This is a genomic window from Methanobrevibacter arboriphilus JCM 13429 = DSM 1125 (assembly GCF_002072215.1).
GTDB lineage: Archaea > Methanobacteriota > Methanobacteria > Methanobacteriales > Methanobacteriaceae > Methanobinarius > Methanobinarius arboriphilicus.
Genome location: NZ_JXMW01000006.1, coordinates 89,504 through 101,439, shown reverse-complemented (window position 1 = coordinate 101,439; position 11,936 = coordinate 89,504). Strand labels below are relative to the sequence as shown.

The 11,936-nt window shown below is 24.7% G+C and carries 9 protein-coding genes; 3 read left to right on the top strand and 6 right to left on the bottom strand.

Annotation, left to right across the window (positions count from 1 at the left end; genetic code table 11):
- Positions 1-214: 214 nt before the first annotated feature.
- The 3 genes from MBBAR_RS04220 to MBBAR_RS04210 form a co-directional block, all read right to left on the bottom strand.
- Positions 215-1,009 (bottom strand): 2-amino-3,7-dideoxy-D-threo-hept-6-ulosonate synthase, encoded by a 795-nt coding sequence (locus MBBAR_RS04220; RefSeq protein WP_211272915.1) that lies wholly within the window; start codon positions 1,007-1,009, stop codon positions 215-217.
- Between the two features lie 491 nt (positions 1,010-1,500).
- Positions 1,501-2,046, bottom strand: a complete 546-nt coding sequence (locus tag MBBAR_RS04215; protein WP_080460016.1) for a methyltransferase domain-containing protein — start codon at positions 2,044-2,046, stop codon at positions 1,501-1,503.
- 113 nt (positions 2,047-2,159) lie between these two features.
- On the bottom strand, positions 2,160-3,095 hold the full coding sequence (locus MBBAR_RS04210) for a pantoate kinase (RefSeq protein WP_158082523.1): 936 nt from the start codon (positions 3,093-3,095) through the stop codon (positions 2,160-2,162).
- Positions 3,096-3,578: 483 nt separating this feature from the next.
- On the opposite strand from MBBAR_RS04210, the gene MBBAR_RS04205 reads away from it, so the two are divergent.
- Positions 3,579-4,244 carry a histidinol phosphate phosphatase domain-containing protein gene (locus MBBAR_RS04205; protein ID WP_080460014.1) on the top strand — a complete coding sequence of 222 codons (666 nt, stop codon included), beginning with the start codon at positions 3,579-3,581 and terminating at the stop codon, positions 4,242-4,244.
- A 312-nt stretch (positions 4,245-4,556) separates the two neighbouring features.
- On the opposite strand, the gene MBBAR_RS04200 is transcribed toward MBBAR_RS04205, so the two are convergent.
- The 3 genes from MBBAR_RS04200 to MBBAR_RS04190 form a co-directional block, all read right to left on the bottom strand.
- Entirely contained in the window at positions 4,557-6,536 is a 1,980-nt protein-coding gene (locus tag MBBAR_RS04200; RefSeq protein ID WP_080460013.1) for a transglutaminase domain-containing protein, read from the bottom strand.
- Between the two features lie 818 nt (positions 6,537-7,354).
- Entirely contained in the window at positions 7,355-9,127 is a 1,773-nt protein-coding gene (locus MBBAR_RS04195) for a pseudomurein-binding repeat-containing protein (protein WP_080460012.1), read from the bottom strand.
- A gap of 447 nt (positions 9,128-9,574) precedes the next feature.
- Positions 9,575-10,237, bottom strand: a complete 663-nt coding sequence (locus MBBAR_RS04190; protein ID WP_080460011.1) for a 2,5-diamino-6-(ribosylamino)-4(3H)-pyrimidinone 5'-phosphate reductase — start codon at positions 10,235-10,237, stop codon at positions 9,575-9,577.
- A 448-nt stretch (positions 10,238-10,685) separates the two neighbouring features.
- Here MBBAR_RS04190 and MBBAR_RS04185 point away from each other — a divergent pair, with 448 nt between their 5' ends.
- Positions 10,686-11,084, top strand: a complete 399-nt coding sequence (locus tag MBBAR_RS04185) for a carboxymuconolactone decarboxylase family protein (RefSeq protein ID WP_080460010.1) — start codon at positions 10,686-10,688, stop codon at positions 11,082-11,084.
- A gap of 210 nt (positions 11,085-11,294) precedes the next feature.
- Entirely contained in the window at positions 11,295-11,927 is a 633-nt protein-coding gene (locus MBBAR_RS04180) for a cobalt-precorrin-8 methylmutase (protein ID WP_080460009.1), read from the top strand.
- Positions 11,928-11,936 lie beyond the last annotated feature (9 nt).

Genomic DNA, 11,936 nt, shown 5'->3' with positions numbered 1-11,936 from the left:
GATATTTTAGATTATTTAGTTCAGATTTTAGATTATTTATTCCATACTATAGATTATTTAATCAATATTTTAGATTAATCAACACTTTAGATTATTTATCTGGAGTTTGAATTATTTAATCAGTATTTTAAACTATTTATTCATATTTTAAATTATTTAATCTATATATTAGATTATTTAATATATATCTTAGATTATTTAATCTATTTAAATGTTAATCTAAGATTTTTAAAGCTTCTTCAACATCTAAATCTTTATGAACAACTTCAGCTATAGCTTTTGTAATTTTTCCAGGAGATTTAGCTTGGAAAAGGTTTCTTCCAAATGCAACTCCAGCACCACCAACTTCAAGAGAATCTCTAACCATTTCTAATAGTTCTCTATCGGTTTCAACTTTAGGTCCTCCAGCTATTACAACTGGAACTAATGCTCCTTCAACTACTTCTTTAAAGCTATCCGGATCACCAGTATAGTTTGTTTTAACAATATCAACACCAAGTTCAGATCCAACTCTTGCTGCGTGTTTTACAAGTTCAACATCATGTTCATTTTTAATTTTTTGACCTCTTGGATACATCATTGCAAGTATTGGAATTCCCCATTGGCTACATGTTTCAGCTATTTCACCTAATTCCATTAACATTTCAGCTTCTGTTTCTGAACCAATATTTACATGTACTGATACTGCATCAGCTCCAAGCTGAATTGCTTTTTCAACAGATGTAACTAAAACTTTGTTGTTTGGATCAGGACTAAGAGAAGTACTAGCTGATAAGTGTATAATGAGACCAAGATCTTTACCATATCCTCTGTGGCCTTGTTCAATTATTCCTTTATGCATTAAAACCGCATTTGCCCCTCCACGAGAGATACTTTCAATTGTTTCACTCATATTTACTATACCTTTAACAGGGCCAATTGATACTCCATGATCCATCGGTGCAATAACAGTTCTATTAGTTTTTCTATCTATGATTCTTTCTAAACGAATCCTTTTTCCAATCATAATTAGCCATTCTCCTATAAATTCTATTTTTCTGAATAAGGTTAATCCTTTTAAGCTAATAACCTTTTTAAGCTTTAAGATAGATTTAAGCTTTAGCTTAAAAGTATTTTTATAATTTTTTTTATAATATAACGGTATTTATATTTCTTTAACTATAAAATATTTTTTAATTATATAAATATTAATAAGTTTATATTAATATTAGTATTATTATTAGTATTAATAATAAAAATGATAATAAAAAAATTAATTGATATCAATTAAAATATAAAAATAATATAAAACTGTATAAAAATTATAAGATATATAAGATTATATAAGATTATATAAAATTATATAAAAATATTATGAAAATTAATAAAATATTATGAAAATTAATAATTATGATATTTAATAAATTATATAATACTAATAGTACTAATAAAAATTAATATAAATTAATATTAATATAAATTTATAATGTTGTAATTAATATACTGAAACATTATAATCAATTAGCTTTTTTTGTTTTTATTTAATTTAGAACTCCAAAGTTCAAACTCTTTTATTTGTGGAGGTATACCTTCATTTCCACATGATTCTAACCATCCTTCTTTAGATTCAAATACTTCTTCAGTTTTAGAACTTCTAACAAAATCTATAAGTCCTCTATTTCTAATTAATGTTATTTTAGGTTTTAATAATGATGCCCATATAAAATATACTTTAAATGTTGTATCTGGATGATAACCTCCTCCAAGATCAACAGAAAGAACATCACACTTGTCTAGCTTTTTATATACTTCTTCTAATGTGGTGTGAAGACGAACATCAGCACTGATAAATTCTAAATTGTCATATTTTTCAGTTAAACTATTCATTTTAGGTATTGCTTCTGGACTGTTGTCTAATGCAATTAACTTTCCATTTTTAATATTTTTAGCTATTATTTCACTTGTATTTCCAACATGACACCCTAATTCAACTACTGTATTTCCTTCGTTTAAAACCTCTTTTAGTTGCTTTCTATACACTTTAATGTCATAACTGATTATTATCATATTATCTTTAGCTTTATTTTAATTCAATCGGTGTCATATTATTATTAAACTTTTTAACATTATTCATTATTTTAATATTATCAATTTTCATATTTTAATCAATTTTAATATTATCAATCAATTTTTATATTATCATTATATATTTTAGATATTTTAAAATCAATAGCTTTTAAATTATCAGACTTTTGGATCTTTCCTAAATCTTCTTTGTTTGCAATTGCAAATACTGTATTTCCAAGCATTGCCATGGATGCTCCAATTGTACATTTTTTTAATTCATTAACAATTTTCAAAAGTTCTTTGTTCATTAATCCTGTTTTTTTTGCAAATTCATATGAACAATCCATAAAATTTTCAATTGTTGGATTATTAATTATTCTTTCCTGCATAATAAGACCAAATTTGTTTATGTTTTTCTTCATTTTTGGATCTTCTATAATGCTTGAAGTGTCTATTTCTCCAAATGTTTTTGTAAGAATTAATACATCAGAAAAATTATTTTTATCTCTTATAATATTTGTTTTACCAATTCCTGGTGCTCCAGGGGATGTTCTAATCATAATACCTTTTGATGTTTGAGATAAAACATCTCCCAACCCACTTCCAAGTTCAACTTCTGTTAAATGAGCAATTTGGCCTGCCTGATTATTAGATAAATTTAAATTAAAGATTTTTGATAGTCCAATAGCTGTTCCAAATGAGCATGAAGCTGAAGTACCAAACCCTGATCCTACTGGAACATTTATTTCATGATTAATAAGTAAATCATCTTTCAATTCAAATTTTCCACTATTTTTAATAATATGGGGTTTCAATATTTCTATTGTTTTTAGAGTTATTAACTCATTTTTTGGGTCTTTTTTACCATTTATTCTAATTTGAATTTGATGATTTTCATCATCGCCTTTTTTTAGGGTTTGTATGATTGTTTTAACTCCACTGTCAATTAAGACTCCTGCTCCACAAGAACCTTTTTTTAAAGGATTTTCATCTTCTTTTATACTAAAAAATCCAGTTATATTACTTGGCACAAAAATAGAAACTTTCATATTCATTCCTTTTAATTTTATTCTAAAACTTTTTAAACCTGCTTAAAGTATTTTTAAAGTATTTTAAAGCTTTCTTAATTCTTTTTTAAAATCTTTTTAAAGTCTTTTTAAAGTCTTTTTATAGTTATTTTTAATATTAAGTTTTTTAATAATATTTAATAAATTATTTTATATGCAATAAATAATCGTAATAAGTTATTTTGATATTTAAATAAATAATATATAATAATTAATATGCAATAATTTAATATACAATAAAATTATTTTAATAATAAAATATATTATTAATAAAATTATATATTTATATATTTAATTACTATATATCTAATTATTATATATCAAATTATTATATATTTAATTTATATACTTATTTTTAGTATAAAGTAATTAATTATATTATAATAATAAAATTATAGAATAATAATAAATTATTTCATTACTTAATCATTAAACAGTTATTAAACGTATTAAGGAGAAATATTTTTGAATAAAAGAATAGATTTACATATGCATAGCTTATTTAGTGATGGTGAATTACTTCCTTCTGAATTAGCTAGAAGAGCTGCAGTTTTAAACCATGAAACAATTGCTATAACTGATCATATTGATTCTTCAAATATAAGTTCTTTATCTAAATTAGCTGGAGCTCTTGATGATATTAATGAAAATTGGGATATTAATGTTGTTCCTGGTGCTGAAATAACTCATGTTCCTATTGAAATTATTGATAGTTTAGCTATAAAGGCAAGGGAGTTTGGAGCTAAGATTATTGTTGTTCATGGGGAAACATTATCTGAACCTGTTATTCCTGGAACTAACTTAGCTGCAGTTCAATCCGAAAATGTGGATATTTTAGCTCATCCTGGTCTTATAACTCATGAAGAAGCTGAAATAGCTAAAGATAATAACATATTTCTTGAAATTAGTGCAAGAGCAGGTCATAGTTTATCTAATGGCCATGTAGCTAAAGTAGCTTGTGATGTTGGTGCTGATTTAGTAATTGATACTGATGCTCATGCTCCTAATGATTTAATAACATTTGAAAAAGCTAAACTTATTGGTTTAGGTGCTGGACTATCTGAAAAACAGGCTGATAAGGCTTTAATTGATAATCCAATTAAAATACTTAAAAAAAGAGATATTATTTAATCTAGTTAATATTTAAAATAAATTAATATTAAAAATATATTTAATATAATATTATTTTTAGTATATTTATTTTAAATATTAAATATATAAATTTTATTATTATAATTTATTTTATCAATATATAAATAGCTTTAATATATCTATTCAATATAAAAATAGTTTTATATTTATTATGTAAAATTAGTTTTAGTATATTTAATATTTAAAATAAATTATAATAAAAAAATAAGAGGAATAATTCCTCTTTAATTGTTTAATTTTTGAAAATCTTTTAATTTTACTTATAATAAACTTTTTTAAAGTCTAACTTTTTTAAAAGCTTATACTTGCGGATTTTCCTTGTCCTTTTAAGGTATATGTATTGACATTCCAGTTTTTAACAGTACCTAAGCTATTTAGTGAGCTTGTAGTGTCTGCTACTACCCAAGTGTCACCTACTTTTATCTGTGCAAATACATGTCCTATTCTTCCACTTACTGTGAAAGTACAGTCTGCATGAACATATCTTGCAGCTAAACCAGATGCTCTTGATAGAGCTATCAATAAGTGGGTTTGGTCAACACAGTTTCCTAATTTATTGTTTAGTGTTCCTGTGGCTGAATATTTTGTATCATAGTAATAACTATATTTTATATTATCTCTTACATAGTTAAATATTGCAGTCGCTTTTTCAAGTTCAGTTTTACAGTTTTTAGTTAAACTTGCTGCTAAAGATTTTATTGCAGCATTATTTACTTGACAATTAGTAGTTGCTACTAAGTATTTTTGTAACTCACTTGCACTTAATGTATTTTTCTCATTTAAAGGACCCGTAGGAATAGAACCAGATCCACTTCCTCCGCTACTTCCACTTCCTCCATTTAATTTATCCGTACTTTTTATATTTAAGGTTAAATAATTTGGCAATCTCCCTTCTGATTTTGAGAATTCAAGGATTTTTGAAAAACCTAATATTAAGGTTTGGAATTGCATATTACCTAATGTTGAACTTCCATAGTTAGGAGCTTGACCATTTTTAACCATATATGCTGAAACTCGTGAAGCTAAATCTACAAAGTCATTTTTGTAAATATTTCCATTTATTGAGCTTCCAGTAGGACTTGAAGGAGCTTTAAAGGTCTTAGCTACAACACCGCTACTAACACCTTTATTTATATTAACAATTGCAGTTGATGCTAAATATAAAAAGTCAGTCATTGAATATTGCTTTCCATTAATTACAACATAGTTCGGAAGAACACCATTGTTTTTAACAAATGCTTCTACTCTAGCTCCTGCATCTTTAATATTAGCTAAACTGATTGTATCGGAGTTTGATGAACCGTTTGATCCACTATTTCCACCTGTACCACTATTATTTGTTGAAGAACTACCAACTGTAATTCCATTTTTACCATTATAGTTAGGTACAACCTTATTTAAAGTAGTAGAAATTTTTTTATCAAATGAAACATAATTAGGCATTACTTTATTGTTTTTATAGTAATCTACTATCTTAGCAAATCCATAAATTATAGTTTGAAATTGTATGTTTCCAAGAGTTGAACCTCCATAGTTTGGGGCTTGGTTGTTCTTATCTGTAAACGAAACAATTCTTTTTGCTAAGTCAACATAACCAGCTTTGTATAAATTTCCACTAGTTACACCACCATTAGGGTAACTTGGATCTTTAACATTTTTTGCAGTTATATCTGAAGTACTACCTCCATTCAAATTTATAATGGATTTAGAGAGTAAATATAAAAATTCACCCATAGATATTTTTTCACCGCAAAGGGTTATATAATCTGGAAGTTTACCATTTTTTTCAACATATTTCTTTAATTCAGTTGCTGCAGACATAATATCTTTATTGCTAAATTTAACTGTTGAAGTTAAAGTAGCGAGGGTTTTTAAGATAGTTGTATCAGAACTGCTTAAAACTGCACTATTCGAATTTGTTGTTGAAGTGTTGCCTAATTGGCTTGTTTTCTCAGAAGTTTCTTCGCTTGAATTGTTTATTTGACTATTATTATAGTCTGAATTATTATTGGTTTCTAAAGATTCTGAAACTGAGTCATTTGAACTATTTGATGAAGATTCGATATCATTTTGATTTTCATTAATATTATTAATATCTTCGTTAGTTATATTAATAATATCTTGGTCTGAATTATCGTTTGTACTTATTGAATCTTCAGGCAAATTATCCGCACTTTGTGTAAAAAGATTTTCTATAGTATCGTTTGTGTCACTAGCATATATTAAGCTACTATTTGCAATAACGAGTAGCACAATAAATACAAATAACATTTTTATCCTATTCGAAATTTTTTTACCTCCAATTTCTCAATTAAAGAGCTTTTTTATATTGTATGAATATTTTAAAATTTTTATAAAATTTCATATAATATAACTCTAAAACTGAGCATTTAATTGTTTTGTCTTTTAAACAATATAAATGTATTGTTTTTTCTCATTGTAGCTTTTTTTTCAACTATTAATCTTATTTCAAGAGCATTCTATTATTATTGCATTGTCTTTTTTATTTGCTGTATAAAAGTTTATATTATTTATTAGGATTTTAATATTAAATACACTAATAATCAGCATTCTCTATAAATAGAATCTAAATTAATACTTTAAAATCAATAATTAATATAATTTTTAATTTATGAGAAAATTTATGAGAATATTTAAATTAATTTATATGAATATTTTAGGAATAATTATAGAATAATGAAAAATAGATAAGAATTAAGTAAGAAACAATAATGAATAATCTACAATAATCTATAACAATACTCAATAATCTATAACAATCTATAATAACAAACAATAATAAACAATAGCAAATAATAATAAATAATAATAAACAATAGCAAATAATAATAAATAATAATAAACAATAACAAATAATAGCAAATAATAATATATAATATCAAATAATAACTAATTATAATCATTAATAATTAAAAAAATAAAAAATAATAAAAAATATATTTAAATAAAAAATAACTCTAAAATATAATATCTAAAATATAATAACTCTAAAATATAATAACTCTAAAAAATAATAATTCTAAAAAATAATTCTAAACTATAAAAAAATAATTAAAAGAAGGTAAGTATTAGAATGATATTTCTGCTACTTTACCTGATTTAAGTTTATATGTATTAGGATTCCAATTATTTACAACACCTAAGCTATTTCTTGAACTTGTTGTATCAGAAACAGTCCAAGTATCATCTATAAGAACTTGTACCCAAACATGACCATAAACACTTCCACTAGAAAAAGTACATGTTCCATGTACATATCTTGCAGCTAATCCAGATGCTCTGTAAAGAGCTATAGATAAATGTGCTTGGTCTACACAGTTTCCATACTTAAGCTGAGATGTTTTAACAGCTCCATATTTAGTATCATAATAAAAACTGTAATCAACATTTTTCTGCATCCAGTTATATATAGCGGTTGCTTTTTCTAAGTCACTATCACAACCTTTTGTTATACTTGCTGCTAATTTTTGTATTTCAGAGTTAGTCACTTGACAATTTTTTGTGTTTTTTAGATATTTTTGCAGTTCACTAGCACTAAATGTATTTTTATCATTTAATACTGTAGTTTTTGCTGAACTACCTCCACCAGTACCACCTGAATTAATAGGGTTACTAGATTTTACATTTATAGTTACTGATGATGGTAATTTATTATTTTTAGCTACATATTCTATTATTTTTGAAAATTCCCACACTATTGTTTGGAATTGAATTTTCCCAATTGGAGAATTTGCATAATTTGGAGCTTGCTTATTAGTTTTTATAAACTTTGTAACATTCTTTGCAAGAGATACAAAATTTGCTTTAGATAGTTTACCATTTATTGAATTTCCAGCAGGTTTTGTTGGATTACTTACAGAAATAGAACTAATTCCACTTGATGAACCACTATTAATATTGGCGATTGCACAACTCAATAAATATAAAAAATTAGACATTGTATATTTTTTAGAATTTATTTCTACATAATTTGGCAATTCATTGTTTTGATTAACAAATGCATTTACTCTAGACGCAGCATCTTTTATATTAGCTAAACTTATTCCACTACTCCCAGTAGGTTGTGATGGTGTTACAGATCTTGTATATTTTGGAAGTACTTTGTTTATATTGTTGTTTTTTGATATTTTTATAGTTACCTTTGATGGTAAATATCCTTTAACAGATTTAAAATACACAATCTTATTTAGCATTGATATTACAGTTTGATACTGCATAGTTCCTAATTTTGTAGTTAAATAATTTGGTATCTTATTATTGGAATTTATATATTTTATTATCTTTTTTGAATATGAATAATATTGTGCTTTAGTTAATGAACCTTTTATAGTAACTCCAGTCGGATTACTTGGATTTTTAACATTATATTTTATAGTTACTGATGTTGATTTCTGATTATATTGGTAGTGTATATATTTACTTAGTATATACATATATTCAGGCATTGAAAACTTATATCCTCCAATAGTAATACTATTAGGTAGTTTTTTATACTTTTTTATATAACTATTGATGGTTTTAGATGCTTTCAATATTTGACTTTGAGTTAATTTACTAGGTTCACCAGCAGCTGCTTTACCAGTTACAGTAGTTTTAGGATTATTATTAGTATTAATATTAGTATTAGAATTAGTATTAGAAGTGTTTTTAACCTTGTTTGTACTTTCATTTGTACTACTAAGATTATTTACATTTTCTTGAGCTATATCTTGAATATTATTACTTTCTATATTATTTTCTCCTAAATTTGAACTATAATCCGTCACATTACTAGCATAACCTGCACTTATTCCAATGAAAAATAGACAAAATATAAGTATAATAAATGCCTTTTTTCTCAATTTAATTCTTCCACCTCTAGACTCTATAACTAGTTTTTATTTTACTAGCTTTATTAACTGAATAACCCATTAAATTAAGTTAATTAAATTAGTAATTCATAAAACACTTAATAAACTAATAATATTTTATCAATAAATTTATAAATTATATTATTAATTCATTAATAGTTAATACTATTTTACTAAATAAATATGGATATTTTATATCTATATATTAAATATTCTATCTATATATCACTATGATGTAGAGTCATGCATTAATAGTAATATAAAACTAAAATTAAAAATGAATTCTATTGGAATAAAAATATCCAATCTAATATTCATTCTGAATTAGAATATAACTATTTAACTTAATAATTTAATGTTATATCTATTATTGAATTTATAGCTTATAAACTTTTATATATTGAAATAAGCACATAAACCTTTTTTTTTAGAATAAAATCACAGAACTTTGTACTCCAGTACTAAATCCTTTCCTAATTGATAGCTATTTTTTAATTCAAGGTTAATGGCTTCTTTCATAAAATCAAAACCATCTCCATCAAACAATGTTTTAGCATATTTGCCTCCAACGACCATTGGAGCTACACAAACCCTTATTTCATCAATTAGGTTTTCTCTTAGCATTGAAAAGTTTAAAGTAGATCCTCCTTCCAACATTAATGTTTTAATCTTTTTTGAGTAGAGATAATTCATCAATTCTTTTAAGTTCACTGATGAGTCTTTAGAATAGAATACATCGGCTTTTTCACCAAGGGCTTTTGAGCGTTCAAAGACTATGTTATCTGTTTCAACTTTATTAGAAACTGCTATGATTGTTAAAGCATCATCATTCAATATTCTTGATTCAATAGGTGTTCTAGCTTTATTATCAACAACCACTCTAATGGGATTATCTGATTTCTCAGAAGTTATTTTATGAACAGTTAATCTAGGGTCGTCTATTAAAACAGTGTTTATTCCAACCATTATCCCATCGACCTCTTTTCTAAGTTCATGAACCCTTTTTAAATCTTCCAGACCAGATATTTCAGAACTCCCTGTTTTTGTAGCTATTTTACCATCAAGTGTCATAGCTGCATTTAGTATCACATAAGGTTGCATGTTTTCACACTTGTCTTTCATATATTTATCTTTTTTATTAATTATTATTTTAAAGTACTTTTATTTTAATTAATTTTAAAGTATTTTTATTTTAATATTATCTTAAAGTATTTTTATTTTAATTATTTATCTTGAAGTATTTTTATTTTAAAAACATTATAATTTTCAAAATCTTTTTTTAAAAACTTTCTTATTTTAAAACTTTTTATTTTTATAAATCTTTTTATTTTAAAAAATTTATATTATTTAATATGTATAATAATATTGTATAATAAATATAATTATATAATCTATAATAATGAAATCTATAATATGAAATAATAAAATAATTGAATAATAAATATTCGAATAATAAATAATTGAATAATAAATAAAGGAAAAATAAATAAAGAATATTTATTTTAATAAGTATGTAATTTAGACATATTTAAATTAAGGCGGTGATTTAATGGAAGATAGATATAAAAAAGGAATGGAAATTCTTAAAATAACTAATAAAGATGCTATCAATGGATTATTTGATGAATTAGAAGATATAGCTCCAGACTTAGGTAGATTTATAGTTGAGTTTCCTTACTCTGAAATATATACTAGAAACGGACTAGATTTGAAAACCCGAGAATTAGCTACAGTCGCAGCACTCACTGCTTTAGGAACTGCTAAGGGGCAGTTAACTAATCATATCAATGCTGCACTTAATGTAGGTAATACTCCTGAGGAGATTGTTGAAGTCATAATGCAAATGTCTGCTTATGCAGGATTTCCAGCAGCTATAAATGGTATTTCTGCAGCTAAAGAAGTTTTTAAGAAGAAAGATTTACTACCATTAAGAAATAATAAAAAATAATAAAAATGATTAATATTTATTGATTTATAACCAAAAGTTATATTAATCTATATTAATTTATAATAATTCATAAAAATTAATTATTTATAATTATTTATATCCATTGTAATCATTATATCATTATAATCATTATAACTATTTATATCCCTTATAGTTATTATAATCTTATAATTATTATATGAATGTTTATATTATCATTAGAGGTATAATATGTTTATGGGAGCATCAACTAAGCAAGGTTATGATATAGCTGATAAAAGTAGAGAAATTGTAAGGTCTTTAATTGCTGAAGAAATTAAAAACCTTTCTAATGAGGAAAAAGACATTGTTGAAAGGATTGTCCACTCTACTGCTGATCCTGAATATGCAAAATTAGTTTATATTAGTTTTAACTTTGTTAAATCTAGTTTAAAAGCTTTGAAAAATAATGAGGATATTTTAACTGATATTAATATGGTTAAATCAGGAATTACTCAATATGATGGTAATGTTGAGTGTTTTATTAAAAACAGTGAAGTAGTTGATATAGCTAAAGATAAAAAAATTACAAGAGCTGCTGCTGCTATTGAATTTGCAGCTCAAAATGACTTTAAGGGAATAATTGTTGTTGGAAATGCTCCAACTGCGCTCTATAAAGCTATTGAATTATATAATAATAATGAATTAGATGTTTCTTCTATTGTTGGAGTGCCTGTTGGATTTGTTGGAGCAGCTGATTCAAAAGAAGAGCTTAAAAATAGTTCAATACCTAATATTATTACTAAAGGACCAAAAGGTGGAACTCCTGTAGCTGTAGCTTGTGTTAATTCTTTAATTCAGACCATGAAAAATATTAATAGATAAGTTATGATT

Coding starts and splice junctions, on each gene's coding strand:
- MBBAR_RS04215 (WP_080460016.1), bottom strand. CDS start 2,046: ATGATAATAATCAGTTATGACATTAAAGTGTATAGAAAGCAACTAAAA.
- MBBAR_RS04210 (WP_158082523.1), bottom strand. CDS start 3,095: ATGAAAGTTTCTATTTTTGTGCCAAGTAATATAACTGGATTTTTTAGT.
- MBBAR_RS04200 (WP_080460013.1), bottom strand. CDS start 6,536: ATGTTATTTGTATTTATTGTGCTACTCGTTATTGCAAATAGTAGCTTA.
- MBBAR_RS04190 (WP_080460011.1), bottom strand. CDS start 10,237: ATGCAACCTTATGTGATACTAAATGCAGCTATGACACTTGATGGTAAA.
- MBBAR_RS04185 (WP_080460010.1), top strand. CDS start 10,686: ATGGAAGATAGATATAAAAAAGGAATGGAAATTCTTAAAATAACTAAT.
- MBBAR_RS04180 (WP_080460009.1), top strand. CDS start 11,295: ATGTTTATGGGAGCATCAACTAAGCAAGGTTATGATATAGCTGATAAA.